The sequence below is a fragment of the Paenarthrobacter aurescens genome (genome assembly GCF_025421775.1).
Taxonomy (GTDB): Bacteria; Actinomycetota; Actinomycetes; order Actinomycetales; family Micrococcaceae; genus Arthrobacter; species Arthrobacter aurescens_B.
The window spans coordinates 46,969-71,832 of sequence record NZ_JAOEFX010000003.1; the positions used below are offsets into that span (position 1 = coordinate 46,969).

At 61.3% G+C, this 24,864-nt stretch carries 26 protein-coding genes; 15 read left to right on the forward strand and 11 right to left on the reverse strand.

The window, feature by feature from the left end:
- The first annotated feature begins 1 nt into the window (after position 1).
- The 3 genes from nth (at position 2) to N7568_RS06445 (ending at position 2,366) form a co-directional block, all read left to right on the forward strand.
- A complete protein-coding gene (gene nth, locus N7568_RS06435) occupies positions 2 to 796 on the forward strand; it encodes an endonuclease III (protein ID WP_261609071.1) in 795 nt (264 codons plus the stop codon).
- A complete protein-coding gene (locus N7568_RS06440) occupies positions 793 to 1,470 on the forward strand; it encodes an NUDIX hydrolase (RefSeq protein WP_261609072.1) in 678 nt (225 codons plus the stop codon). The genes nth and N7568_RS06440 overlap by 4 nt, the downstream gene beginning before the upstream one ends.
- 227 nt (positions 1,471 to 1,697) lie before the next feature.
- Entirely contained in the window at positions 1,698 to 2,366 is a 669-nt protein-coding gene (locus N7568_RS06445) for a hypothetical protein (RefSeq protein WP_261609073.1), read from the forward strand.
- Between the two features lie 930 nt (positions 2,367 to 3,296).
- Here N7568_RS06445 and N7568_RS06450 read toward each other — a convergent pair.
- The 3 genes from N7568_RS06450 to N7568_RS06460 form a co-directional block, all read right to left on the reverse strand.
- Complete coding sequence (locus N7568_RS06450) at positions 3,297 to 3,677, reverse strand: hypothetical protein (RefSeq protein WP_261609074.1); 381 nt, start codon at positions 3,675 to 3,677, stop codon at positions 3,297 to 3,299.
- Positions 3,678 to 3,840: 163 nt separating this feature from the next.
- Positions 3,841 to 4,395, reverse strand: a complete 555-nt coding sequence (locus tag N7568_RS06455; RefSeq protein WP_261609075.1) for a hypothetical protein — start codon at positions 4,393 to 4,395, stop codon at positions 3,841 to 3,843.
- Positions 4,396 to 4,588: 193 nt separating this feature from the next.
- Positions 4,589 to 4,852 (reverse strand): hypothetical protein, encoded by a 264-nt coding sequence (locus N7568_RS06460; protein ID WP_261609076.1) that lies wholly within the window; start codon positions 4,850 to 4,852, stop codon positions 4,589 to 4,591.
- A gap of 1,105 nt (positions 4,853 to 5,957) precedes the next feature.
- Between N7568_RS06460 and N7568_RS06465 the strand changes: the two genes are divergently transcribed.
- Positions 5,958 to 6,563: a T6SS immunity protein Tdi1 domain-containing protein gene (locus tag N7568_RS06465; protein ID WP_253469449.1), complete on the forward strand. Its 606-nt coding sequence runs from the start codon at positions 5,958 to 5,960 to the stop codon at positions 6,561 to 6,563.
- A 95-nt stretch (positions 6,564 to 6,658) separates the two neighbouring features.
- Here the strand turns inward: N7568_RS06465 and N7568_RS06470 are convergent, their stop codons facing one another.
- On the reverse strand, positions 6,659 to 7,501 hold the full coding sequence (locus tag N7568_RS06470) for a hypothetical protein (RefSeq protein WP_261609077.1): 843 nt from the start codon (positions 7,499 to 7,501) through the stop codon (positions 6,659 to 6,661).
- 345 nt (positions 7,502 to 7,846) lie between these two features.
- On the reverse strand, positions 7,847 to 8,356 hold the full coding sequence (locus N7568_RS06475; RefSeq protein WP_261609078.1) for a hypothetical protein: 510 nt from the start codon (positions 8,354 to 8,356) through the stop codon (positions 7,847 to 7,849).
- Between the two features lie 905 nt (positions 8,357 to 9,261).
- Here N7568_RS06475 and N7568_RS06480 point away from each other — a divergent pair.
- Positions 9,262 to 9,450 carry a recombinase family protein gene (locus N7568_RS06480; RefSeq protein ID WP_306422709.1) on the forward strand — a complete coding sequence of 63 codons (189 nt, stop codon included), beginning with the start codon at positions 9,262 to 9,264 and terminating at the stop codon, positions 9,448 to 9,450.
- A 162-nt stretch (positions 9,451 to 9,612) separates the two neighbouring features.
- Here N7568_RS06480 and N7568_RS06485 read toward each other — a convergent pair whose 3' ends face one another.
- A complete protein-coding gene (locus N7568_RS06485; protein WP_261609079.1) occupies positions 9,613 to 9,813 on the reverse strand; it encodes a YegP family protein in 201 nt (66 codons plus the stop codon).
- 171 nt (positions 9,814 to 9,984) lie between these two features.
- On the reverse strand, positions 9,985 to 11,676 hold the full coding sequence (locus N7568_RS06490) for a bifunctional 3'-5' exonuclease/DNA polymerase (RefSeq protein WP_261609080.1): 1,692 nt from the start codon (positions 11,674 to 11,676) through the stop codon (positions 9,985 to 9,987).
- A gap of 181 nt (positions 11,677 to 11,857) precedes the next feature.
- On the opposite strand from N7568_RS06490, the gene ssd reads away from it, so the two are divergent.
- The 7 genes from ssd to N7568_RS06525 all read left to right on the forward strand — a co-directional run bounded on the left by ssd (position 11,858) and on the right by N7568_RS06525 (position 17,090).
- Positions 11,858 to 12,976 (forward strand): septum site-determining protein Ssd, encoded by a 1,119-nt coding sequence (ssd, locus tag N7568_RS06495; protein ID WP_306422686.1) that lies wholly within the window; start codon positions 11,858 to 11,860, stop codon positions 12,974 to 12,976.
- Complete coding sequence (locus N7568_RS06500; protein WP_261609081.1) at positions 12,973 to 14,310, forward strand: TadA family conjugal transfer-associated ATPase; 1,338 nt, start codon at positions 12,973 to 12,975, stop codon at positions 14,308 to 14,310. Before ssd ends, N7568_RS06500 begins: the two co-directional genes overlap by 4 nt.
- Positions 14,307 to 15,104 carry a type II secretion system F family protein gene (locus tag N7568_RS06505; RefSeq protein ID WP_261609082.1) on the forward strand — a complete coding sequence of 266 codons (798 nt, stop codon included), beginning with the start codon at positions 14,307 to 14,309 and terminating at the stop codon, positions 15,102 to 15,104. Before N7568_RS06500 ends, N7568_RS06505 begins: the two co-directional genes overlap by 4 nt.
- Entirely contained in the window at positions 15,104 to 15,736 is a 633-nt protein-coding gene (locus N7568_RS06510; RefSeq protein WP_261609083.1) for a type II secretion system F family protein, read from the forward strand. Before N7568_RS06505 ends, N7568_RS06510 begins: the two co-directional genes overlap by 1 nt.
- Before the next feature lie 150 nt (positions 15,737 to 15,886).
- Positions 15,887 to 16,306, forward strand: a complete 420-nt coding sequence (locus tag N7568_RS06515) for a DUF4244 domain-containing protein (protein ID WP_261609084.1) — start codon at positions 15,887 to 15,889, stop codon at positions 16,304 to 16,306.
- Positions 16,303 to 16,731 carry a TadE family type IV pilus minor pilin gene (locus tag N7568_RS06520; protein WP_261609085.1) on the forward strand — a complete coding sequence of 143 codons (429 nt, stop codon included), beginning with the start codon at positions 16,303 to 16,305 and terminating at the stop codon, positions 16,729 to 16,731. Before N7568_RS06515 ends, N7568_RS06520 begins: the two co-directional genes overlap by 4 nt.
- Positions 16,731 to 17,090 (forward strand): Rv3654c family TadE-like protein, encoded by a 360-nt coding sequence (locus N7568_RS06525; protein ID WP_261609086.1) that lies wholly within the window; start codon positions 16,731 to 16,733, stop codon positions 17,088 to 17,090. Before N7568_RS06520 ends, N7568_RS06525 begins: the two co-directional genes overlap by 1 nt.
- A gap of 95 nt (positions 17,091 to 17,185) precedes the next feature.
- Here N7568_RS06525 and N7568_RS06530 read toward each other — a convergent pair whose 3' ends face one another.
- Positions 17,186 to 19,528, reverse strand: coding sequence for a DEAD/DEAH box helicase (locus tag N7568_RS06530; protein ID WP_261609087.1), 2,343 nt, complete (start codon positions 19,526 to 19,528; stop codon positions 17,186 to 17,188).
- Between the two features lie 83 nt (positions 19,529 to 19,611).
- On the reverse strand, positions 19,612 to 20,307 hold the full coding sequence (locus N7568_RS06535) for a GNAT family N-acetyltransferase (protein WP_261609088.1): 696 nt from the start codon (positions 20,305 to 20,307) through the stop codon (positions 19,612 to 19,614).
- A gap of 148 nt (positions 20,308 to 20,455) precedes the next feature.
- On the opposite strand from N7568_RS06535, the gene trhO reads away from it, so the two are divergent.
- Positions 20,456 to 21,352: an oxygen-dependent tRNA uridine(34) hydroxylase TrhO gene (trhO, locus tag N7568_RS06540; protein ID WP_261609089.1), complete on the forward strand. Its 897-nt coding sequence runs from the start codon at positions 20,456 to 20,458 to the stop codon at positions 21,350 to 21,352.
- A gap of 8 nt (positions 21,353 to 21,360) precedes the next feature.
- On the opposite strand, the gene N7568_RS06545 is transcribed toward trhO, so the two are convergent.
- Entirely contained in the window at positions 21,361 to 21,891 is a 531-nt protein-coding gene (locus N7568_RS06545; protein ID WP_261609090.1) for a hypothetical protein, read from the reverse strand.
- Positions 21,892 to 21,956: 65 nt separating this feature from the next.
- Positions 21,957 to 22,400, reverse strand: a complete 444-nt coding sequence (locus tag N7568_RS06550) for a hypothetical protein (protein WP_261609091.1) — start codon at positions 22,398 to 22,400, stop codon at positions 21,957 to 21,959.
- Positions 22,401 to 22,468: 68 nt separating this feature from the next.
- Here N7568_RS06550 and N7568_RS06555 point away from each other — a divergent pair, with 68 nt between their 5' ends.
- Both N7568_RS06555 and N7568_RS06560 read left to right on the forward strand, forming a co-directional pair.
- The gene (locus tag N7568_RS06555; protein ID WP_261609092.1) at positions 22,469 to 24,142 is read left to right on the forward strand and encodes a DUF7059 domain-containing protein; all 1,674 of its coding nucleotides are present in this window, start codon (positions 22,469 to 22,471) and stop codon (positions 24,140 to 24,142) included.
- Entirely contained in the window at positions 24,139 to 24,849 is a 711-nt protein-coding gene (locus tag N7568_RS06560; RefSeq protein ID WP_261609093.1) for an ArsR/SmtB family transcription factor, read from the forward strand. The genes N7568_RS06555 and N7568_RS06560 overlap by 4 nt, the downstream gene beginning before the upstream one ends.
- Positions 24,850 to 24,864: the final 15 nt, after the last annotated feature.

A 24,864-nucleotide genomic window follows, 5' to 3' on the forward strand; every position in this document is an offset into this window, starting at 1 on the left:
CGTGGCCATCGCTGAAGCTGGTTCGCTGCTCGCACTCAAACGACGGGCCCGCAAGATCAACCGGGTCTTGGCGGAAAAGTATCCGTACGCGCATGCGGAGCTGGATTTCCGCAACCCGTTTGAGCTGGTGGTGGCCACGGTCCTGTCAGCCCAGACCACCGATGTGCTGGTCAACCAGGTCACCAAGATCCTGTTTGCCCGGTACCCGGATGCGCGGGCATTGGCCGAGGCAGACCCTGTGGAGTTGGAGGCCATCCTGCAGCCAACGGGTTTCTTCAGGGCAAAAGCACGGAACGTCCTGGCGCTCAGCACCCGGCTGGTGGATGAATACGACGGCGAGGTCCCGGGCAGGCTGGAAGACCTGGTGACCCTCCCAGGCGTTGGCCGCAAGACCGCAAACGTGGTTCTTGGCAATGCCTTCGGCGTCCCCGGAATCACCGTGGACACCCACTTCGGCCGGCTTGCCCGCCGGTTCGGGTGGACGGCCTCCGATGATCCCGTGAAAATCGAGTTCGACGTCGCCGAACTGTTCGAACCCAAGGATTGGACCATGTTGTCGCATCGGGTGGTCTTCCACGGCCGCAGGGTGTGCCATGCCAGGAAGCCTGCGTGCGGTGCCTGTCCGGTGGCGAGTCTCTGTCCCAGTTACGGCGACGGCGAGACTGATCCGGTCAAGGCAGCCAAGCTTTTGAAGTACGAGCTCGCCCCGGGCAATGAGGCACTGCTGGAGCAGCTTTTGGCCGAGACCCACCGCGCCGCGGAAATCCGCATGGAATCGCAAAGGAGGCCCGGGTGACCGCGCTTGAGGAATTGTCGGCGCTGGTGACCCGCTTCGAGGCTGGTGAACAGCAGCACTCTGCCCTGTGGGAGCGGCTCCCCGTCCTCCCGGAAACCAACCGGCCCGCTGCTGTTCTCATGCTTTTTGGCGTGTTGGATGACGTGCCGGCTGAGTCCGGGCGCCCCATAGCCCCGGCCGACCTCGACGTCCTGTTGCTGGAGCGGGCACACACCCTTGACGACCATCCAGGGCAGGTTGCGTTCCCCGGCGGCATGGTGGACCCGGACGACGAATCGGTGGTGGCTGCGGCATTGCGGGAAGCCGTGGAAGAAACCGGGCTGGACGCCGGCGGTGTCCGCGTTCTCGGCGTCATCCCCGAGCTTGGACTGATCCGCAGCAATTTCCGTGTCACACCCGTGCTGGGCTGGTGGGATGCGCCCTCGCCTGTCCGCGTAGTGGATTACGCCGAATCCGCACAGGTGTTCAGGGTGCCGGTACGCGACCTCCTGGACCCCGTCAACCGTGTCACGGCCACCATTTCCCGCTTCGGACGCACCTACACCAGCCCCGGCTTCACTGTGAACGGCGTGCTGGTCTGGGGCTTTACAGGGATGGTCCTGAGCGGGCTCTTTGATGAACTCGGCTGGACCGTCCCTTGGGACACGGACAAACTCCGCGACGTCGATCTCTGACAGCCGGTGTCTTTCCGCAGCGCCATGGGTCTGAGTAGCTGCCATTTTCAGAAGCTGACTGCGCGGAATGTCAGAAGTGGTTTGCACTTCGAATTTGTGCACGATAGGGGATCGTCCTCCGTGCGGACTAGCAACCAAGCCAGCTAGGAGCGAACACCTTGGCACTATTCAGGTAGCCACCTCGCCAGGGGGTCGCTAAGACGTTCGGAAGGCGGGAGGATTCAGCTATGACCACAGGGCTATGGGTGCTGGATTTCGTCTGGATGAACACCCAGGATCATGAGGAATTCAACAAATGGGGAGGGGTGGCGATGGGTATCGTGGGCGCCATACTCATCGCCCCTCAAGCCAGCAAGAATTTCGGGAAATGGTTGGTGGGACAGCCATTGACCCGGCTCGCCCAGGCTACCCAGAGTCTTCTGAATCGCATACGTGGCCGTGAGCTGACCCAAGTAACCGCCACGGTAACCATTTTCAACGAGCCCGAAGTCGGTAGACCCTCGGTGACGCAGACTCTCCCTTGGGACGAGGATGCGGCTATCGAACAAAAGATTCAGTGGCTAAAAAGCCAGTTGGAACACCTGAACGATATTTGGCGGGCCAGAGCAAAGAGGCTCGAAGAAATCGACCAACTGACAAACCAGGACGTGGCTTTATTGACCACTCGGGTCTACGGAGAGTTGGAAGGCTTGCAAGAGAAGATCGAGAAAATCCAGCGTGACTCGGTGATGATTGACGCTACGGGATTGCTACCGATAGTTGCCGGCCTTATCTTGACCGGAGTTCCAGAGGCGCTGGCAAGCTGGGGACCCTGGGGATGGGTGGTGTGGTTCGCCGGAGCGGCAGCGACGATAGGCGCCGTCATCAAGAGCTGGCGCAGCAAGATTTGGTGGTAGCTGCGGAGTTGTACGACGTCAGCTGATATTGGGCCTCGCCTGACGGCCGATGGACGCACTGCCCCTTTATAGGTGTTGGCTTGCTGGTGATCGTGACGGGGAAATTGAGAATTTTTCCGGAGTCGGTGCCGATCACTCAGCCGGTTCGATGAGCTCGGGGCCGTTGTTGCGGACGCGGTTCCCCCTGGGGCTGAAAATCCGGGAGGCAGTGTTGGTTCCGGCAGAGAGCCCAACAGGTGCTACGGACAGGATTTGTCTTCCCACCGCACTGGCTAGGAGCCAACTGTCGGACAGCTAGCCGCAATGCCGCCTGGCCTGTACAGAAGACCTGCACGGTGAAATGCACGATGACAGGGGAATAGCAGCAACCTGTCGGTTCCCTGCGCTCATCTCATCAATGGATCCTTTGATAAGAACCGCGGGACTGGGACCGCTTGAGGATTCAGGCTCGCGAACTGTGACTTTCAGCGGTAAATGGCGGTGTTTTCACAGCGCTATTTGGCGCATGGAGCAGTCCGCAAGGGGATCCCTCGACGGACACCTACGCGGTCAATACTTAGCCTGGTTTTCGCCGTTCCACGATCACTCCGTACACGACAACGCCCAGCAGTACCGGAAGAAACCACACCCACATTTCGAAGGCTCGCCGTGCATCAAATCCAGCGAGCAGTAGGGCCACTACGTAACCGCTCGCAAGTCCGACCAGTGCGCCCATAATCGACCGCCGCCATGTCCGCATCATTTGCCTTTCTCTGCCCCAACATAGGTAGAGAGTAAGCCCTGAATCTAACGTGGAAGCGCTTATGACCTACCAGCGGGTACGTATGCCGATCCTCGACAGGGCGTTGCTTTCACCCAGTACAAGGGCCACCTACCGTGCCTTCGGCGTAATTTTGGCAGGTAGTGCGGCGAAGCAGCGCCTCTCCCTGGTTACGGGGATCGCAGGACTTGAAGCAACTCTTCTCCCGAGCGAACAAATGACACGTACTGGTCGAGACCTTCTGGCAAGTGAAAGCGCTGTGTCTCTTCCGTGATGCACGTTGGGTATCCAACTGGAAGGATGACCCAGTCGGCCGCCCGAGCTCCTTCAACGAGTAGGTCCCAAGGCTTCTCACCTCCGACGTGATTAGCCAACATACTGTCACCATCGAGGTAGACGTCGACCGAACCGTCTCCGTACTCCACGAGTGCAAAATTCTGCTCAGGATTCTCACGCACGATGAATGGCTGAAGGATCTGGCGCACTATCTCCCCTCCACCGGAGGCCTTATCGCCGTCTTTGAAGCGCTGGAAGTACACATCGAAGGACACGAACATATGTTGTCACATCGGCAGGATGAAGATACCGGTCAATGTCCGGTGAAGGATCCTTCACGGTGCACCTTCCTACTGCCTCGTTGTGTGATGTTTTCCAGGCTTCGATGAAGTCCGCGATCAAGTTTTGCCTACCCGACGCTCCCCTTAGCAGACGCCTTTAGATCCACCGGCCCTCTGCCAGATCAGACCAGAACTCGATGCGAAGCGGGGATGATTTTCGGTCAGCAGTGTTGAAGAACTCTCTTTGAAAGTAGGAGGCGAGATCGCTGCCGTAGTAGATCACGTCAGTTTGATACACGGAAAAAACCGGGCCACCGGCGGGTGCAGGAGCTGCGGGCATGAAACGGTGCGAATAGATCGGGACGAGGACAGGCACGGTGCGCAATCGCTCACGTGCCGCTGGGAGGGCTTCCTCAACTTCGGTTGGCCGCTCGCCCCATTCCTCAGGCCAGAAAGCATTCTCCCGAACGTCAAACAACACGCCATCGCGCGGCCAGTCGAGCCTCTTCTGAATTCCGACGGGGTCGCCCAGCCAATCAACCCAGCCAGGGCCTATAGGCATCGCCAGACTCAAAAACCGCGCATGATCAGGACTGAACTCGAACGAGAACTGCTCTTCAACATCCTCGAGCTGCCATGGCGATAAGCCCGGAGCCAGAGGAACCTTGGCCGCATAAAGCACCTCTAGGGCTTCTTCAACAAGAGAACTCACGCAATAAATCTAGCCGTAGGGTTACTCGTTCCAGTTCAACACGTCACGCTGCCAGTCGTGGTTCGAGTGCCGTCATGTATCTAGAAATTACTGCGACGGACTTCCGGAATGTCCACGGCAGTAATGCGCCCGTAAGCCGGTTGTTCACCGGACAACCTGGTGCCCGGTAAGGGATCGCCTTACGGACGTTGTCCTAGAGGGGCTGCTGCTTCTCCGCTTCGGCTTTAGTTCTTTCCAATATCTCGGCGAAGTGCTGACGGTCGAGATAGTCCGCGCCGGCTAGCCGGATCATGCGCCCCATGTAGGGATCTCGTTGCATCAACTTCCTGTTGCCAAGGCGAATGGTTGTGTAGCCAGCCTTCTTCTCTGCATCTTCCCTGAAGCCCGCCCAATTGATTAAAACCATCAAAGCAAGTCCTGAAACGAGGAGCAGACCTAGCAGCAGATCAGTAAACAAAGACTGAGGGATACCGGCCTTTTGGAGAAAAAGGCATACCAAGCCAGTTGACACTAAAACGGCCGTTGCACGGTGGCGCCACCGTGTCACTTGAAAAGCAGTCCTGCCACTGATCAAACCACTACGGGATCCCGTGTTTACCAAGTCGCAGCTCCATATTTCGCCCAAGCACTCTCCAACTCTCATCGTGCCACGCCCGTAGGTGGTCCTTGCCGATGCCGGACGCCCGGTGAGGGATCGCTCACCGGACAGCGATGCGCCAAGGAAACGGAAGTCCACAATAGACATTGAATATCCCCAAAGTCCCGATGAAGGTGCACATTGAATCTTGAAGAATGGCATGACGTTCGTACTCTGACCGAGGACATTCTTGCTCGAGCCGTTGAGGATTGGGTCACCCCCTTCGAAGTGGTCTCAGTCTGCATCCGTCGAGGCCTGAGAGACCGGGACGATGTTCGGGACCTCGCGCTTGGCCTGATCATTCGCATGATAGCCACCGGCCTGCTCGTGCCAGGTGATATTGGAGGGTCGAAGCACCGGCCATGGGAGTGCTCCCCAAGCGAGGCCGTTGCCCGCATTGCCGCTGAATGGGCTTCCTTTCCCGACCTGGCCAGCCTTAGGACAGGCGATATAGCATGGCTCGATGCCACACCCGAGGGGGAACGTGTCGGGCAGGAGGTTCTGCTTCGTGAATATCCCGCCTGGCTAGAGGAGACAAACGCGACAGACCGAGAAACGCCGTAACCAAAACAAACGCATCGGCGGGGTCAGAACCATCAATCGCAATGAGACGTTCGGTGAAGGACCGGCTAACGGGCGCCGGTCCAAGGGTGCGGCCGGAGGCGTAAGTGCAACGTCAATGGCGGACTCGACTGCATCGCGGCGCGCATCGGTCGATTGGAGAGGAAGCGACTCAATAGCTTGGATCAGCGCCACAAGCCAGGACGTTCGGATCCTTGAAAGGCGATCCATCGAAGTAGCGAGCGATTCCGTGACAAGAACGCCTACAAGGTCGCCCAGTGCGCCCGCGTGAGACCCGTGGCGAGCTACGTAGAAGGACCGGTGTTTGACCGTCCAGCTGAATTTGTGAGGCATGATGGTGGCCATGCTTGAGATCTTTGGTACGAGGTTCGACGTCACGGATGGAATCCCTGGATCACCCGAGACCGTGGGGAATAACGTCGCCTACTTATTCGGACGCTATGGCGGGTGTACCTTCAATGGCGGTCTATACCGGGTGCATTCAAAGGAATCATTCCGCAAGGCGTCGGCAATGGTCGCCGAGGCTTATCCAGAGTTCGGCTTTCCACTGATTCCTTTTGGGTTCGATTGGTTGGGCCGTCAGTTTGTCCTTGACCTGCGAAGCGGTGACGTTGATCCCGAGATTCTTCTTCTGGAACCGGGTACCGGTGAAGCGTTGGAGATCCCAAGGAAGTTCTCGACCTATCACGACGACGAGCTGGTTCGGGATCCGGAACCAAGTCTCTGTGTGAGCTTCTTCAATGAATGGAAGTCCGAGAACCCTGCAGACCTGGCTTTCGATCAGTGTGTCGGCTACAAAGTACCCCTTTTTCTAGGCGGCGAGGACTACGTCCATAACCTCGAGCTCAGCGATATGGAAGTCTATTGGTCACTGATGGCCCAGCTTCGTCTCGCTACAACGAATCTCGCTCCGGGGACGCGGATAAGCGGAATCGAAATCGGTGAATGACGCTTCAGACCGGGACTTCACGAGCCGCCAACAACCGCAGACACACGCCCGGTAAGGGATCCCTTACCGGACACTCTCCGTAGGGCGAGCTCCACTTACCTATCCCCTTTTAGCCGGCTAGTGGCTGCCGCCAGCACCCTACGCAACGTTAGCCAGAAGCCGCTCAAAATCGCACTGAAGAGGCCAGTGAGGATCTCCAGAACTGAAGCAGCCGCCGTACCCGCGACTGCCCCGAGAATAAGCAAGACACCGTCGCGATACCCCTGTTCCTCCGGCAAACTGACCACCTGTTCTCTGGCTGAAAGGTACGGAACGGCTCTGAATCGCTCGGCACATTCCCGTGCCACATCGGTTCGGGACCTTGCAGAAACTTCAACGCAGACATTGCTCAGCTGTTGTTGCTCGAAGGTCGCCGACTCACTTCCCCGGAAATAGGCCAGAAGTGCGGGGGTATATAGACGGTGCACTGGAGGAGTGTCTGATCCAAAATCACGGATCTTACAAGTGATTGAAGTGATTCCGAAGTCCTCGGCCTGATCCTCCCGAAAGTCAATGTGGGCCAGAGAACCGGAGGGCCGCTTTCCAAACCAGAGCTTCAAGTCGGGCGGGGAAAAGCCCAACCGATCAGGTAGTCCGGGCACGGCGTTGACGGCTTCCTCGACAACGAAACAGTCCGTGGTCAGCTGGGCGATTGGTCCACCAAATACCAGGCTTCCACGCGCCATAGACCCGACACTAGCGAAGAGTGTTGCCTCCGACTTCCCGCCCTCTATCTTCCAAGACCACGAGAGATTAGCGGCAACAGCGTTCTCGGCCGCTACATAGAACGCCACTACGCTGTTTTCGTCAACTGATCTTAGGTTTCGAGCCGCACCAGGTGCAACGGGAGGTGGACCCGGGAACAACAACGCTGTGATAATCACTAAAAGCACAGCCAAGGTCCACTTGACTCCATCACGAACACGACCGGGTCCCGTTGTCGGCGTAGCGCCTGCTGGTTCCACCGGATCGGGCTCAGTCGCTACGGCTTGACCCGGATCCGCGGGTTCCGGGGAAGAATCCGCAGATTCCAAGGAAGACAGGTTCCGTCTCTTCCGGTTGGTAACGACCGCCCTAAACCGCACAATTCTGGACGACCGGTATGCCCTACGGGGCGTAGCCATAGCTATTCATTTGACCTTCTCGGAAATCTTAAGTGTGTGGGTTACTCATCAGAGAAGAGTCTATGTATGCCGCAGTAAATCCCGGCAATGGCGGCGATAGCGGCATCCGCTCCCGCTACATTAGGGTGCTGGCTGCTTGACGATATAGGGCACTACGGTGCCACATTCATACGCTGGCTCACTAGCGCTGACGAGCACCCCGAGATTCGGGTGCTGTGGACATTTGAATCGTCGGTAATCGCCTCCGTCATATCCAACGAGAAAGGTCTCCGGGTTGGCCAAGGCCTCCTCAATTGCCGGCCAATCCGCCTCAGCAACCCCAGCCATCCCGGCTGTCCATTGGCCGCCAGGAGAGCCCTTATAAGCCTTCAACTCAGTCGTACCGCTTGGAGGCGTTGGCACATCGGCGTAACCGAAGCCCATCATGATCGCGCATGGTTTAACCGTCTTTTCGTAGCCCTTTTGTGCGTAGGCACATACAGGGCTATCTGCTTTCCACATAGCACTTACGAAGAACTTCGGTCTGGCTATGGCAGGAGCCAAACCTTCCGTGCTCTTGAAAGTGATGGTCCGTCCCGGAGTGGTGTTCACGAAGAAAAGACTCAAGTTGAGCTCGAATTTGGCACTCATGTAACCAGGTTTGTCGTCAGCGACCGTTGCACCCAAGGAAGTCGTCACAATATTTGCGTTGAGATCAAACGTGTAGCCGTCGGCATCTTTCAGGTGGGCGATGAATTGCCCGCTGGGTCCCCTTGATGTGACTGGTGCCGAGCTCGTAGTCAGGGTGGGCGTTGGGTCCGGAGCCGTGGAAGGCCTAGGGGTAACCGCTTGTGAAGATGCTACCGAGCTACTAGAAGGGGCAGCGGCGGGGTCCTGCGCACACGAAGCAAGTGAGGTCAAGGCGAGAGTCACGACGGCGATCCTTGTGAAAGTACTTCGATATTTCACATTTTCTCCCAATGGTTGCGCGGCAGCATTCCGCGTGTGGCCACACCGTAATACAGGCCCCCCGCAAAGAACAGTCGTTGAGACCTGGCAAAGATACGTCGGACTCGGGATTGGAACGAGGCTCTAGCGCGAAGGCGCCTCTATCTGGCCGCTGCACTGCGGTGGAAGCTGCATCGCGAGAACCCTTGTTGCTGCCGTTGATCGTTCTCATCGGTAGCGTTGGAAGGCGGGAAAGTGCCGAACGACGGGCTGGCTATACAACCCAAAGACTTAAATACAAGGAATTGGAACAGCGAGATCCAGACCTCGGACACGTTATCCGCCCGCCCTGGCGAGCAGTACCTTTCCAGGGAAGAGTTCCTTCAGATAGTTGAGAACGCAAAGACTACGGCGGCACGCTTGGATACCAGGTCCTAGAGGTGCAAAGCACGGGCACTAACTCCGCCCGTAAGCCGGTCGATCACCGTGCCCGGGAATCCCGCCGTCACGTTGCGCGCGCTTGCTGGCCAAGGCCATGTACGTAAGACCCGCACGATGAAATGCACGGTGACGGGGGGATTACTGCAACCACGTTTTATATGACCCGAATGAAGATCGGCTATGCCCGGGCCTCGACGAACGAGCAGGACCTTACTGCCCAACGAAACGCCCTCCTTACCCTTGGCGTTGAGGAAAAGCAGATCCTCGTCGATCACCGACTGACAGGAACGAACAGGGTGCGCCCGGGCCCCCGCGAAGCAATAGCAGTCTGCCGGCCCGAGATACGCTCGTGGTGACCAAGCTCGACCGGCTCTCTATCTAATGCCAGGGACATTGCCGGTGCCTGACGGCTAGGGGACTCCTGACATTCTCATGTCGCACTCATCTGCACTGCTGCCGGAAATCCGCGGGATCGAGGGCGGACGACTTTTGAAAATGGCAGCAGCGCTGGTTCGCTGTCAGGCGGCCCTGCGTGCCGCCGTCGAACGATCCACTACCAATCCGGTCGCTGCGTTTTCGCGGACGGCTTTGATGCCTGCAATGACACCTTCAAGGTGTCTGAACGTCGGTGATTCGGCCACGACGGTTCCGTCGGCCGCGGTCAGGCGGAACCGGTACGTTTCATCGTTGTCCTTAAGAATTTCAAACCTGCCAGCCATTGATGCTCCCCCTTGATGCTTCCTTGCACACATATGTGGACCAGCAAAGTATCCACATAGTGAAAGTAGCCAGAACCGGGGGAGAACAAAAGTTACTTGGCGGTACCGGTCCTTCGGCCTCATATGGCGAGATATGACTGGATAGTCCACGAGGTTGTGGGTACTGTGCGGCTACTTCGCCTTGTCGTAGGACTCGACGACGGCGACACTCACAGGGAATTCGACCGGGATAGGTCCGAACATCAGCTCTTTCGCTGCGGTCGCCGCCTCCTCGATGGCCCGGATGCATACGTCCACGGCGTTATCAGGCGCGTGAACCATGACTTCGTCGTGCAGGAAGAAGACGAGTTCCCCGGCCGGTGAACCTGCCGCGCGCAAGGCCCTCAGCCGCCGTCGTAATTCCGCCAGCCAGCACGCCGCCCACTCAGCTGCCGAGCCCTGGACAACGAAGTTACGGGTAAAGCGGCCACGGGACCGGGCCAGGTTGTCGGCGCGACGCTGTTCCTCGGCGGTGGTGGATTGCTGGCTCCGCAGCCAGCCGGCCGACGGCGGCGGGCTGCTTCGGCCCAGCCGCGTAGTCACGGTTCGCCCCGCTTCGCCCTCCCGGGCTGCCTGCTCCACGAACCCGACGGCGCGTGGATATGTGCGCGTGAGCTGCGGCATGAGCCGGCCCGATTCGCCGGTGGTGGCACCGTAAATGGCGCCGAGCAGCGCGATCTTTGCCTTCGCCCGATCCCCACCAAAACCTTGTGCCGCAATGCCTGCGTAGAGGTCCTTGTCGCGCGCAGCCTCCGCCATCTTGGTGTCCTGGGCCAAGGCCACCAGCACCCGCGGTTCCAGCTGCGAAGCATCGGCGACGATGAGCTTGTGGCCCGGGTTGGCATGGACCGCGGCCCGGATGTTGCGTGGGATCTGCAGGGCACCGCCGCCACGTGAGGCCCAGCGACCCGACACCACGCCGCCCACGACGTACTCCGGGTGGAATCGCCCGTCCCGAACCCACGCATCCAGCCAGGCCCAGCCGTTGGCGGTGTGCAGCCGGGACAGTTTCTTGTAGGCGAGCAGCGGCTGGATGGCCGGATGCTTCGATTCCTGGAGCTCCCATTGCCGCGTGCTCTTCACCTCGATCCCGTTCCGGTGCAGGGCCCGCATGAGGTCCTGCGGGGAGTCCGGGTTCAAGCCGGGCGAGTTGAGGATGTTACGGAGCTCGGTGCAGAGCGCTTCGAGCGCCGGGGGCCTGTGTCCCAGAGGCGGCCGCGGGCCCAGGACATCGGCAAGGATCTGCTGGTGCAGCTCTTCCCGCCACGGGACGCCGGCGTGTTGCATCTCGACGGCGATGATCGCGCAGGCTGATTCTGCAGCCAGCAGCAGTTGAAGGCGCTGCCTTCGCTGCCCATCCGTGGAAACCTGGACCACCGCATGCTGTTGGGCCGCGAACTCCTCCTTCAACTCAGCCAGTCCCGCTTTGGGATTTGACGGGGCCAAGTCCTCGAAGAGAGCGCCTTGGTCCGCGGGAGGCGGCGGGGGCTGAAGGGACCGGGGTGGTGTTGAGTCGTCGTCCTGGGTGAGCTTGACCGCGTGCTTGGCATAGTCTGTGTGCGCGGTGAATTCCGAGTGTGCAAGGATGGCCCCGCACAGAGCGAGGTCATGGCAGCGCTCAAGTTCTATGCCGTGCGTCAGCAATTCCGGGTACCAGTCCTGAGCGCGATGCCACACCCAGCGTGGCCGCTGGGCTTCGAATTCACGCACGACGCCGGGCAACTCACCCCGCGTCACGACGCGCGCGTCGGCGGTGGCCTTTCCAGTGGGGGAGATCCGCTGTATGGCTGCACCTTCCGGGTGGGCGGCGAGCAGCAAATACATGGTGTCCATTCTGCCCTGTGCGAGGGGGCTGCGGTGCGCAAGCCGCCGGTAGCGTGGCTGCGGATGAGCTGGACGCGGCGATGGCGCAACCCGTCCTCCACAGGCTCCGACTATGTCCGGTTATGCACATAGGAGATTTCGTCACTTATCCCGGTTCCACGACTCAACCATTGTTGGTGCCATGAGCAAGCGAGATCGTCGGCACAGGCAGACCAGCAGACAAGCAGTAGAACCGGAGATGGACCGGTCCTGGGTTCCACACGATGTTGCCGGGATACTGCTCGTCTCAAGGGACCCGTACCTTCAGGAAGAGGCCAAACGGATCGTCGCCGCTGCGGGAGGGAGGCTCTCAACGGTCGCGGACGTGGCCGAGGCCGTTCACGGATGGGACAGCGCCGACGTTGTCTTGGTGGGAAGCGATGTCCGTGAACTGCCGCCGCGGAGACGTGCGCCTACGGTGCTGCTGGGCAGGGCTTCCGAAGGGGACGGGCTGTGGAGGCTGGCCGCTGCCCACGGAGCCGAACGGGTAGCCGTTCTTCCGGAGGCGGCGGCGTGGTTGGCCGAACACCTCAGCATGTCAGGTTCTCCTGAGCCCGGAGGCGTGGTGGTGGGGATTATCGGTGGCTGTGGTGGGGCCGGTGCTACCACCACTGCGATCTGGTTGGCACAGGCAGCGGCTGACCACGGCGTAAGCACCATGCTCATTGATGGCGATCCTCTGGGTGGCGGCCTTGAACTGGCCGTATCGGCTGAGGACATCCCCGGCCTCCGATGGCCGGACTTCACAGAAACGCGGGGCAGCTTGGACCCCGCCCAGTTCCGGGACTCTCTGCCTGTGGCCGGCGGCTTCGCCTACCTGTCATGGCCTGGAACACGTGAACCGTTCCAGGCTCCCGATGCCGGGGCCATGGCTGCAGTGATGGACGCAGCACGCCGGAGCTTTGAGCTCATCCTGGTGGATATCGGGCGGAGTGGAGAGGCTGCGAGGACCCTTGCCTGGGATTGCGACCGGATCTTGCTGCTTGTCACCGCCCACCTCAAAGCCGCAGTGGCGGCCGGGCGCATCTTGAACGAGCTGCCACCCATGGACGCGGGACTCGTGGTCCGTGGGAGCAATGCCTCATCCGTGGACGCTGGGGTGATTGCCGAGTCACTGGGACTGCCGCTGTTAGGCGTTCTCCCTGAAGTACGGGGTGTGGCGGCCGGCACTGAATTGGGGCGCTTACTTGAGCTCGGCCGTCGCAAGCCAGTGAACCGCTTTGCCATGTCCGTGCTGGAACTCAAAGGGGCCATCCAATGAACCCGTTCGCCGAGGGCGCCAGACGCAGGCAGGGCCGAAAACTCGACTCCCTGCTTCTTGAGACAGTGCGGGAGTCAGTGCTCGCGGGCAGCGGACCCGTAACACCGTCAACCGTCGCAGCAGCAGTACAGGCAAGTGGCAGGCTCTTGGGCACCGCAGGAGCATTGGAGGCTGCCGAATCGATCAACGCAGAGCTCAACGGCCTGGGACCGCTGCAGCAACTCGCCCAGGATTCCGCCGTGACTGACATCTTCGTCAACGGCCCGGAATCCGTCTGGTTGGACCGTGGGCGGGGTTTGGAACGATCATCGGTTCACTTCGAGACTGAACAACAGATCAGGTCCCTGGCTGCCCGGTTGGTTGCAGCCGGGGGCCGACGATTGGATGACGGCTCTCCCTGCGTGGACGTCCGGCTCAAGGGTGGCTACCGGGTACACGCGGTCCTCGCACCCATATCGACAACAGGGACTTTGCTGTCGATCCGAATCCGCCGCGAAAGCGTGTTTACGCTGGGGGAATTGAGGGAACGCGGCATGTTTTCCGAGCAGGTCGAGTTGGTCCTTCGGTCCATCATGGCGCAAAAGCTGAGTTTCCTGATCAGCGGTGCAACGGGTTCGGGAAAGACAACCCTGCTGTCCACCATGCTGGGGCTGAGCCACCCCACGGAGCGATTGGTCTTGATAGAGGACGCCGCCGAGCTCAACCCTGTCCACCCCCACGTGGTCACACTCGAATCGCGTCACGGGAATCTGGAGGGCGGAGGTGCACTGGACCTCGGTGAATTGGTTCGTCAGGCATTGCGCATGCGGCCTGACCGGCTGATTGTCGGAGAATGCCGGGGCGCCGAAGTCCGGGAATTGCTGACTGCACTCAATACGGGTCACACGGGAGGCGGTGGGACAATCCACGCCAATACAGCTGAGGCAGTGCCAGCACGGTTGGTGGCCCTCGGCGCGCTCGCGGGTCTGAATGCTGAAGCCGTACGGTTACAGGTTTCAAGCGCCCTGGACGTCGTGATTCACGTGGACCGCACCCAGTCCGGCCGGAAAGTGGCTTCCGTCGGCGTGCTGGCCGACACCCGGGAAGGCCAGAAAGTGGTGTCCGCCCTCACCTGGCATCCTTCAGGAATGACGCAAGGACCGGCATGGCCCGAACTCGCCGCGCGGCTATCCCTGCCTTGCTCTGCCGGGGACGGCTGGCCCCAGCAGAACGGGCTGCCGGGAATGGACCCCACACTTGTCGCCGGGCCGGAAGACCTCCGGTCACGTGGCACACGGTCAACAGACATCGGCTCACCAGCTGTGGCGGCACCAGGCAGAGGGGCCGGTACATGATCGGCGCCCTTGTCTTCGTGGCCGCGCTGGCGGTCTGGCTGCAGCTCGGGGGCCACCGCGCCGATGGCCGACGACTGCGGAGGAGCCTGGGAGAGCCGGCAGCCGGGCTTCGGAGCCCTGCTGCCCGTGCGGGGTTGTGGTTCGGTCACCGCCTTCGGCGAAGACGGACAGAACCGTTGACGCTAGTGGTGCTGGTGCAACAGCTCGCGGCGCTCCTTCGCGGTGGCCGGGGGTCCGCCAGATTGTGGGAAGAGCTTTGGCTTGTTCACGCTGCCAGGTCTGGCGTGGATGGTGCCCCGGGCTGGGCAGCAGAACCGGGGACCACGGGACTTTCCGTCGAGTCGATGCTGGTATTGGCCGCGGCCCGGGCGGCATCCAGGGTCGGAAATTCACCGGCTGAAGCTATACGCGCTACGGCTGTAAAGGCCTATCCCCGGCGAGGAAGTACTGAGCGCCGAGTATGGATGGAGATGGCGGCCTGCTTGGATGTGGCGGAAATCAGCGGCTGTCCGCTTGCCGACCTTCTCACCCGATTCGCAGCCCAACTGGAAGCTGAAGAAGACGCTGAAGCCGCGCGGCAGACGGCGCTCGCCGGACCAAAAGCCACCGTTCGACTGTTGTCATGGCTGCCGGTCTTTGGGCTTGTGTTGGGCATGGCATTGGGGGTGGACCCGCTGGGAATCTTGATGGGCAACTTCCTGGGTGTTGCCACCTTCGCCGCCGGGATCCTGCTGACGGTGGCTGGCCGCGTCTGGTCCTCAAAGTTGGTGGCATCTGCGGCCGGAGCCATGTAATGCCTGGAGCCCCGGTTCTGTTGCTGATCGCGGTCATGGCCATCGCAGCATTCGTCTGTTTCGCCTTGCCAACGCGGACGAGGTCGCAGTTGTTGGCCCGAAACATGGGCACCAGGGTATTGACGGAATCCTTCAGCCCGGGCAGTCCAAGCGCCTTGGCCGGCGTCGATGCCCTGCCCGGGCATGACGCATCCTCCGAGGGACTGCGCGATACGGCAATGATGCTGGAGTTGGTTGCCTCCATGCTCGACGCTGGAGCCGGAATCGGGCGTGCACTGGAACTCATTTGCAGGTGCGCCTCACCCCCCATCAGGCAATCCCTCAGACCTGTTGTTGCCGCGCTTGCCTTGGGCGCCGACTGGGAAACTGCCTGGCGGACTCCCATCAAGCACACTGCCGAAGTGGTCCGGCTCAAGGAAGCCCTGGCCTTCGCGGCGCTGACAGGTGCGCCATCGGCATCCATCCTTTACGCACAGGCCGCCAGGGAGCGGCGGGAGCAGTTCCGGGCCGCTGAGAAGCGGGCGGCTGCCTTGGGCGTGAAACTCGTCGTTCCCTTGGGGCTGTGCTCCCTGCCTGCCTTCATATGCCTGGGCATCGTCCCCGTCCTGATCGCGATGCTGCCGTCAGGTTGAGGTGCGGGTACTGCACCACTGTCCCTCCACATCCAGCTCACTGCGTGGGTTTATCCACTTGGGGGGATCCCCTCCTTCCGGGCCACATCCAGCCACGGAAGAGTCGAATCAGTCGGCGGACCCGCTGGCACATCTTGAAAGGAACCCATCGTGAAAACACTGTCAATTACGCTTCCCGGCCTTATTGGTGACCTGCCCGGGGGGCGGCCGGCGCCCCACGAAGTCCCGGCGGCGCATACCGGGGAACCGGCGACAACCCAGCAGTACGAGCTCTCCGAGTACGAGCTTGAACACAACGACCTTGAGCGATTCGATGGTGAGGACGAAACCGGGCAGTTCGAACTGGGGTTCGATGACCTTGAGGAGTTCGACGACGGGCGACTTGAGGAGGGTGGTTTCCGGGCAAGAGCAAGGCTGATGGGGTCCGAGATCGGCATGGCTACCGCCGAGTACGCCATCGCTACCCTTGCCGCCGTAGGTCTTGCGGGCTTGTTGGTGGTTATTCTTCGGAGCGAGGAGGTTCGTGGCTTCCTCCTGAACCTGATCCGCACCGCACTGTCCTTGCCATGACGCAGGTGCTGCCTGCCGGCGGGGGGCCATCGCGAAGCCAGGAGAACCAGGTGGAGGAAATGGGTGCCGTCACCGCCGAGTTCGCGATTGCGTTACCGGCTGTGGTGTTGCTCCTGGCGTTCCTGCTGGCAGGCGGTGCTGCAGGGATTACCCAACTGCGGTTGGAGGAAGCAGCGCGGGCGGGGGCGCGGGCATCGGCCCGAGGGGAGACAGCAGCCTCGGTGGAAGGAATTGTCAGGAGGCTTGGAGGGGAAGGCGTCAGTTCGTCGCTGATCGACGACGGCGCTTGGCTCACCGTGACGGCCTCCTCGCCCGTAGGAGGAGCCTTGGGGCACTTGATTCCCTGGAAGCTCTCAGCGTCGGCTTCCGCCCCCGCAGAATCAGCCAGCGCAGAATCAGCAAGCGCAGGGTCGGGCGTCCCGTGATGACCTCAACAGCATGTATCCATGATGAGCGCGGCGCGGGGACGGTTCTCGCCCTGACGTTGGGTGCAGTGGTCATGGCTTTGCTGGTTGGGTTGCTCGTACTGGCGCAGGCACAGGTGCTGGCGTCCCGGGCTGCGTCGGCCGCTGACCTCGCAGCTCTTGCCGCGGCGGATGCTGCTCGCGGCCTCAGGTCGGGGGATCCGTGTGCGGTAGCGTCCCATGTTGCCGGACGTCACGATGCCACGCTCGCTTCCTGCACCGTGGATGGAGGAGAGGTGGTGGAAGTTGCTACGGAGTTGGCGTACCCCTTCGACTGGGGGGTTGCCACCGGTCGGGCCAGGGCTGGGCCACCCCCTTAGGTTGCCGTACCAGAACAGGTGAGGACCGGAAGAGCTTGGTTGTGGGCGGGCCGGCGAAGGGCGCCTGGATGTACTAACCCGGTTGGTTGGTGAACCTAGACGGCGTCCTTCAACAAGACGCCAAGTAGCGTGATGGCGGCTGCCTTGTCCAGAGGGTTGTTCTTGTTGCCACATTTGGGGGACTGAACACAGGACGGGCAGCCTGCCTCGCACTCGCACGACTTGATGGCGTCGCGTGTGGCTGAAAGCCAAATCTTGGCCTTTTCGAAGCCCCGCTCAGCGAATCCGGCGCCGCCGGGATGGCCGTCGTAGACGAAAATCGTAGGGACACCCGTGTCAGCATGCAGTGCGGTGGAAACCCCGCCGATGTCCCAGCGGTCGCTGGATGCCACGAGGGGAAGAAGCCCAATAGCTGCATGTTCGGCCGCATGCAGGGCCCCGGGGAACTCCGCTTCCACCAATCCGGCTCCGTGAAGGGACCGGTTATCCACCACAAACCAAACGGCCTTGGTAAACAGGTCCCGGGCTCCAAGTTCGAGCGGTTCCTCACCGAGGATCTCATTCGAGATCAATGCCTTGCGCTGAAAGGAGACAACTTGGGTGGTTACTTTGACGTCGCCGAAGTGCACCGTCACGTCGCCCCACTGGACGGAGCGGGATGTTTCAAGGACCTCGATCTGGGTCACATCCCTTGCCGTGGTGTAGAAGTCCGGGTTGACCCGGCGCACCATCACGCAATGATCGGCTTCGTTGAGGTCCTCCACCAGGTAGCTCTCGCCTTGGTGGACATAGATGGCTCCCGTGTGGGCTTGGTAGTGGGTTTGCGGCGAATCCATGGTCCCCAGAAGGGATCCGGTTTCGGCATCAACGATGCTGACGGGTCCACCGCCGTCTGCGCGAAGGTTTACCATTCCTGCGGCGCTCTCCGGGTGCGTCCAGAACCAGCCCGCAGGCCGCTTCCGAAGGTATCCCTGAACAACAAGACGTTCCAGGAGACCCTCTGCGGTGGGGCCGAAGAGCTCAAGCTCGGCCGGCCCAATCGGTAATTCCGCTGCCGCTGCGCACAAGTGCGGGCCGAGGACGTAAGGGTTGCCGGGATCAAACACGGTGGCTTCCACGGACACGTCAAAGATGGCCTCGGGATGGTTCACCAGATACGTGTCGAGAGGGTCGTCGCTTGCCACAAAAGCGGCAATGGCGTCCTGCCCTGCCCGCCCGGCACGCCCAATCTGCTGGAAAAGCGAAGCGCGGGTGCCCGGCCAGCCAGCAACGAGCACGGCATCAAGCCCCGAAATGTCGATGCCCAGCTCCAAAGCAGACGTACTGGAAACTCCCAGCAGCTGGCCCGACCTCAACGCTTGCTCCAAGGCACGCCGTTCTTCAGGCAAGTACCCGGATCTGTAGGCAGCCACCCGGCCAGGCAGGCTGGGATCCACCTCATCCAGCAGTCTCTTGGTGATGGATGCGATGGATTCGGCTCCGCGTCGGGATTTGATGAACGCGATGGTCCGCACCCGCGAGGAAACGAGGTTGGCCAGGATGTCAGCGGTTTCGGCTACTGCCGTCCGCCGTTGCTTGGCGCCATTCTCACCTTTGACATCAGTCAGGGCGGGTTCCCAAAACGCCACCGTGGTGGACCCGTGAGGAGAGCAGTCCTGGGAAACTTCCCTGACGGGAGCACCGATGAGACGTCCAAAGGAAACCCCGGGATCGGACGCCGTGGCCGATGCTGCAATGAACACTGGCTCGGGGAAAGAGCTTCCAGCACCGTAGTATGCGCAGATCCGGCGGAGGCGTCGCATCAGATTGGCCACATGCGAGCCGAAAACGCCACGGTAGCTGTGGGCCTCGTCCACGATGACGTAGCGCAGCCTCCGGAAAAACCTCGCCCACCACGTGTGGTTGGGAAGAATTCCGAAGTGCAGCATGTCCGGGTTGGCCAAGATGAAGTTGGCGTGGTCGCGGATCCAGCGGCGCGACGCAACGTCGGTGTCGCCGTCGTATGTTTCTGCCCGCACTGTAGGCAGTTTCAGCGCGCGGATGGCCGCGAGTTGGTCCGCTGCAAGTGCTTTGGTGGGCGACAGGTACAGTGTGACCGCGCCGTCGTCGTGGATCTTCCCGGGATCGGAGAGGACGCGCAGTTCGGAACGGTGTATCGCATCCAAAGCAGGCAGTTGGTAGGCGAGCGATTTTCCCGAGGCCGTTCCGGTGGCGATGACGACATGCTGGCCGGAGTGTGCGAGATCCGCTGCCTGGATCTGGTGCCGGTACGGTTCGTGGATTCCGAGAGTTCCGTATGCCGCCACGATATCGGGGTGCACCCACCCGGGCCACGGCTCGTTGACGGCTTTTCGGGCGGGGATGGTGTGGACATGGCGCAGCTGCTCAGGGTCCGGCGTCCGGCCCAGCAGGGAGATCAGTGAATTTGGTGCAGCCACCGAATCATTCTGTCACTGTGCAGGCATGCCGACGGCGGCACCCAAGAGCGCCGCCGTCGAGCGCGGACTTAACACGATTGCCGCTAGGCCCCCGACAGGTCCGATCCCTCAGTGCCGCTGGTGGACATCATGAGGACATGGCAGACAACATCCCAGCCCAGGTGGGAGTAGAGCTTTTGGCCGTCCAAGGACGCCAGGAGAAGCCCATTCTCAACGTCGTGCGAGAAAGCCTGGGCTGCCAGGGCTTTCATGATGAAGCTGCCCAGCCCGCGGCGCTGGAATTCGGGTTCGGTGACGATCTTGTCGAAGACGGCAGTGCCGTCAACGACGAACACCCGTCCACTGGCAGCTACCTGCTCGCCGGAGTGGACCACGGCGTGGTGGACGCCATCGGCCTCCGAAGTGGCGAGCTCGAGGTCGTCATCGGGGAGCCACGGGTCTTCGGAGTCCTGGGTTTCCATGTCCACGATCATCATGGTTTGGGAAGCGGACGTCACCGTAAGTCCGTGCTGTTCAGCGAGGTACTTGTACCGTTGGACATCGTTGGTAAGGACCGTCAGGATCCGCGTCGGCGCTTCTGAGGTCTTGGCCGCCAGCGCGGCGAATTCATCGTCGGAAGGATCGTGGGCGAAATACTCCCAGTCACCGGTCTTGTCGGTGCGAAGTGCGGCAGGGAAGCGGCCCTCTTGGCGTGACTCGTAGCCGCGGCAGCCGGACCAGCCGGCCACCCAGACTTCCAAAAGGTGCGCAATGTCTTCAACCAAGGCGTCTGGACTCATGTAGAGAGAGTATGCCAGCGCACCATGAAGCAACAGTCTCCGGTCAGCCCCGGAATCGTTGCTTATGGAATTGTGACTTCTTCTCCCCGGCGGGTGGGCAGAAGCTGCCGCCGAAGGAGGATTTTATTGCACCAAGTACCCTTGAATAGTGGCTTTGAACCGAATTGTGCTCTTCTATGGCTTTACCCCAATCGCCGACCCCGACGCCGTGCGTCTGTGGCAGCGCGCCCTGTGCGAAAAACTGGGCCTCACGGGTCGGATCCTCATTTCGAAGGACGGCATCAACGCCACGGTGGGCGGCGAGCTGAACAACATGAAGCAGTATGTGAAGACCACCCGTGAATACAAGGGCTTCCACGGCATCGACTTCAAGTGGTCCGAGGGAGGAGCCGCAGATTTCCCGCGCCTCAGCGTCAAGGTCCGCGACGAGATCGTGTCATTCGGTGCTCCCGGTGAACTCAGGGTTGATGGCAACGGCGTGGTTGGCGGTGGCAAACACCTCCAGCCTGAGGAACTCCACGCGCTGGTGGACGCCAAGAAGTCCAGCGGAGAAGACGTGGTGTTCTTCGACGGCCGCAATGCGTTTGAAGCCCAGATCGGCAAGTTCAAGGATGCGATAGTTCCGGACGTGGACACTACCCACGATTTCATCAAGGAACTCGATTCGGGCAAGTACGACGACCTCAAGGACAAACCCATCGTCACCTACTGCACAGGTGGTATTCGCTGCGAAGTCCTGTCCAGCCTGATGGTCAACCGGGGATTCAAGGAGGTTTACCAGTTGGATGGGGGGATCGTCCGCTACGGCGAAACGTTCAAGGACAAAGGACTCTGGGAGGGATCCCTGTACGTCTTCGACAAACGAATGCACGTCGAGTTCAGCGAAGATGCCAAGACCATCGGTGAGTGCGTCCGATGCGCCGCTCCTACCAACAAATTCGAGAACTGCTCCAACCTCAGTTGCCGCACCTTGACCCTCTACTGTGCAGAGTGCGCCTCCAGCCCGGAAACGCTGCGCTGCCCTGGAGGTTGCGAAGCTGCCTGAGGCCAGCTTCAGAGCCTGCTCACGCGATAGGCAAAGTTGGCGTCCGACCTGGACCCCACCGTGATGGACAGTATGGCGTCCTTTTCCAGTTGAACCACGCTTACCCTCGCGTTTGCGCACCCCAACGTCAGGTCCACCAGGGCTACCTCGCCCAACCCGACGGCGAACGTCACCCGGCGGGTGCCACGGCACGCCAACGTCACCGCATAGGTTCCGCCGGGCAACTGCACCGTTTGCTCGGATTTGGACTCGCCGGGATTCAGGTAGCCGCTGCTCGAGTAGAACGACTGCCCCTGGGATTCTGGCAGCGCAGCCTTGGCCCACTCTTCAAGGGCTTCACCGGTGACCGTTTCTTCCAGAGCAGGATCTGGCGGAAGAGCAATATTGCCACCCGTAGCGGGCGAGCTGGCCTCGGGACGTCCGCCGTCCTCATAGGTATACTCACAGCCCGTCACGCTGCCGCACAGGACAACGAGAAGTACGACGGCGGCCCTCGCCAGCCGCTGTGTCATCACCGAGCGAGCTACCTTGCTGCCCATGCACTGACTTTACGCCCGTGCAGCCGCTCGCTGAAAGGTTGTCTGTTGGACGTTCCGGCGACGGTCTAGCTGGCTGCCGGAACCACATGGTAGGCGTAGATCAGCGGTGCATCGACGCTGCTTGTGGAGATGCTGAGGGCACCCGTGCCGGGCACTTTGATCTTCACCACATCGAGGCTGCCGTTGCATGCCGCTGCTGCGTCCGTGATCTTGTTGCCGCCAGACGAGACGGCGAAGTACGTCTTGCCGCCACCATCGCATGCCATGGTGAGGGTGTAGGTCCCGGCTGGGACGCTGGGCGTTTCCTTAACCAGGGGGTCCCGATTCAGAATTTTGCCGGAGTCCTCCAAGACCATACCGGTCGCCGCCGGAAGGACCTTTTCCTTCCAGGCAGAAACATCCGCATCGGCAATGTTGACGGGTGCCTGGCAGGCGCTGGCTCCCAGCAGGGCAGCGGCGATTATGGCAACAAGACCCGCACGGCGCCTTGTGGAGGAGAGTTTGAGCATGATTCCACGCTACCGGGTTCCGAACCGGGCCTTTGTCCACATAGCACCAGGCAAGACCGTCCGCCCAGATGTACCGCCCCTACACTTGCAAGGTGACTGACACAGCTTTCTTGTTTACCGCCGGCAACACCGATGATGCTCCCCGCAGCGATCGTCCCGATCTGTTGTCGGCGCTCGCCGCGGACCTTCGAGCCATCTCCTACACAGTGGACGGGGTGGCCGACCTCCTGGGGGAGTCCGCCTCCGCGGCGCTCAGCCGGGACCAGCTGGTCCCGGCGCTCCTGGCCAGTGAGCAGCTTGCAGAGTCCCACGAACCCGACGTTCGGGCGCTGGCTGTGGTTGTCCGGCTCTGGCTGCTTGCCGTTCCGCAGGCTGTGGCCGACGTGGATGCAGCCCTCCCCGGGATCCGGGCGCAAGGACTCACGGACCTGGGGTTGGCCACCGTGGAGTCAGGGATAGTCCGGGTCAAAGCAGACCTGCGCCCGTACGGTTGGGATGCCAACGCGGACGGCACCGGCGGAGCCAACCTGTGGGTAGCCAGCGACCTTGCGGCCCACCAGCAGCCGGGAGTGCTTCGGCACGACCATGTCCTGGGCATCGGGCGCGCTTCCACAACCCTGGTCCAAACCACGTTCAGGCAGCACACCAAGCGGGCTCTGGACCTTGGGACCGGCTGCGGTATCCAAACCTTCCACCTCCTGCACCACTGCGAGCACGTCACAGCCACGGATATTTCTGCGCGGGCGCTCGCATTCACTCGCTTCAACCTGCTGTTGAACGCGAAGGAGCTTGAACTGGATCCCAACAATCTGGAGGACCGCGTGAGCCTTCGGCTGGGATCGCTCCTGGATCCGGTGGCGGGAGAACAATTCGGCCTGGTGGTGTCCAACCCGCCCTTTGTTATCACGCCTCGAATGGGGGGCGAATCGCCGTCGGACCAGTTCACCTACCGCGACGGTGGACTCCCGGGTGACGAGATCGTGGCTTCCCTGGTGCAGTCCATCGCAGGAGTCCTCGAACCCGGGGGCACTGCCCAGATGCTGGGGAATTGGGAGGTCACCGCTGGAGCGGACTGGAAGGACCGTCCCATGGCGTGGCTCCAGAACTCAGGCCTGGACGTCTGGTTCATTCAGCGGGAGCAAGTGAGCCCGGAGCAATACGCAGAAACCTGGCTGCAGGACGCCTCCCAGAACAGGGAAGGTGGGCACTACAAGGATTCCTACGCCGCCTACCTCGATGACTTTGCGTCGAGGAACGCCGAAGGAATCGGGTTCGGCATGATCTGGTTGCGCCGACCGGGGGACGGCCACGGGCCCATCATCAGCCGATTCGAGGAAATCAGTTATCCCATCGAGCAACCCATTGGCCCGCATTTGGGTGCCGCCGTGGAACGGGCCGATTGGGTGGCTGCCAACCCGGTGCCTGAAGCGCACGTAGTGGTAGCGGAGGACGTTACCGAGGAACGGCACCAGCGTCCTGGAGCCCTTCATCCCGGGGTCATCCTGCTGAGGCAGGGTGCGGGCCTCCGCCGGACGAATCTGCTCAGCACTGAGCTTGCCGGGTTCGCTTCCGCCTGCGACGGACAGCTGTCGGTCAAACAGATCGCATCGGCTTTGGTATCGCTCCTGGGGAACGACGAGGACTTCGATGAGGCCGGCTTCCGGGAGGCCCTTTTCCGCGACGTCACCAATCTTGTCCTGGACGGGTTCCTGCTTCCAGACCCGGCGCGGACCAGCGCATGAGCAGCGACGCGAGGCCTTCGGTGGGCAACCCCGATCCTCCTGCAAGTGACCCTGACTACACTGATGAAGTGATTGCGAACAACGAGACATCCCAAACGTCGGGCGACGTTCCGCGGCGGAAGCGGGCCGAGAAGACGGTTGAGATCACCGATCCCAAGGCCATCCGTGCCTTGGCGCACGCTGCACGCATTGAGGTCATCTCCGAGCTCTATGCCACCCAGGTGAGCCACACAGCAACCGAACTCGCCGCCCGGACTGGCCTGACGCCCAGTGCCATGAGCTACCACCTCCGTGCCCTCCAGAAATGGGGGATCGTGGCTCCGGCGGAAAATGCCGGTGATGCCCGCGAACGCCGTTGGAAAGCTGCTGGAACGGACTTCACTATCTCGGGAGGCAGCGTGGCCAGCCCCGAGATTGCCGTAGTCGACCTCGAGCTTGATGCCTTCCGGCGCAGGGCCTCCGCCTTCGCCAAGGCACGTGGTCAACGCAGGCAAAGGGGTGAAACCGGCGACGAACCGGTCTCTGTGGTTCTGTCCAGCAATCTGCTCTACCTGACCAACCCGCAACGCAAGGAACTGGCCGAACGGATCCGTGAAGTCGTACGGGAGTACGAACTCGAGGATCCCACCCGGATTCCGGAAGGCGCTGAACGTGTGGCAACCTTGTGGTCAATGATCCCGGACGACCGCGTAGCACCCGGTCAGTAAAGGCCCGCATAGCCC

What these genes read in the sequence shown, in the direction of transcription:
- N7568_RS06445 (WP_261609073.1), top strand. Translation starts at nt 1,698, where the DNA reads ATGACCACAGGGCTATGGGTGCTGGATTTCGTCTGGATGAACACCCAG.
- N7568_RS06465 (WP_253469449.1), top strand. Translation starts at nt 5,958, where the DNA reads ATGCTTGAGATCTTTGGTACGAGGTTCGACGTCACGGATGGAATCCCT.
- N7568_RS06475 (WP_261609078.1), bottom strand. Translation starts at nt 8,356, where the DNA reads ATGAGTGCCAAATTCGAGCTCAACTTGAGTCTTTTCTTCGTGAACACC.
- N7568_RS06480 (WP_306422709.1), top strand. Translation starts at nt 9,262, where the DNA reads ATGAAGATCGGCTATGCCCGGGCCTCGACGAACGAGCAGGACCTTACT.
- N7568_RS06485 (WP_261609079.1), bottom strand. Translation starts at nt 9,813, where the DNA reads ATGGCTGGCAGGTTTGAAATTCTTAAGGACAACGATGAAACGTACCGG.
- N7568_RS06490 (WP_261609080.1), bottom strand. Translation starts at nt 11,676, where the DNA reads ATGTATTTGCTGCTCGCCGCCCACCCGGAAGGTGCAGCCATACAGCGG.
- ssd (WP_306422686.1), top strand. Translation starts at nt 11,858, where the DNA reads ATGAGCAAGCGAGATCGTCGGCACAGGCAGACCAGCAGACAAGCAGTA.
- N7568_RS06500 (WP_261609081.1), top strand. Translation starts at nt 12,973, where the DNA reads ATGAACCCGTTCGCCGAGGGCGCCAGACGCAGGCAGGGCCGAAAACTC.
- N7568_RS06505 (WP_261609082.1), top strand. Translation starts at nt 14,307, where the DNA reads ATGATCGGCGCCCTTGTCTTCGTGGCCGCGCTGGCGGTCTGGCTGCAG.
- N7568_RS06510 (WP_261609083.1), top strand. Translation starts at nt 15,104, where the DNA reads ATGCCTGGAGCCCCGGTTCTGTTGCTGATCGCGGTCATGGCCATCGCA.
- N7568_RS06520 (WP_261609085.1), top strand. Translation starts at nt 16,303, where the DNA reads ATGACGCAGGTGCTGCCTGCCGGCGGGGGGCCATCGCGAAGCCAGGAG.
- N7568_RS06525 (WP_261609086.1), top strand. Translation starts at nt 16,731, where the DNA reads ATGACCTCAACAGCATGTATCCATGATGAGCGCGGCGCGGGGACGGTT.
- N7568_RS06535 (WP_261609088.1), bottom strand. Translation starts at nt 20,307, where the DNA reads ATGAGTCCAGACGCCTTGGTTGAAGACATTGCGCACCTTTTGGAAGTC.
- N7568_RS06545 (WP_261609090.1), bottom strand. Translation starts at nt 21,891, where the DNA reads ATGGGCAGCAAGGTAGCTCGCTCGGTGATGACACAGCGGCTGGCGAGG.
- N7568_RS06550 (WP_261609091.1), bottom strand. Translation starts at nt 22,400, where the DNA reads ATGCTCAAACTCTCCTCCACAAGGCGCCGTGCGGGTCTTGTTGCCATA.
- N7568_RS06555 (WP_261609092.1), top strand. Translation starts at nt 22,469, where the DNA reads ATGTACCGCCCCTACACTTGCAAGGTGACTGACACAGCTTTCTTGTTT.
- N7568_RS06560 (WP_261609093.1), top strand. Translation starts at nt 24,139, where the DNA reads ATGAGCAGCGACGCGAGGCCTTCGGTGGGCAACCCCGATCCTCCTGCA.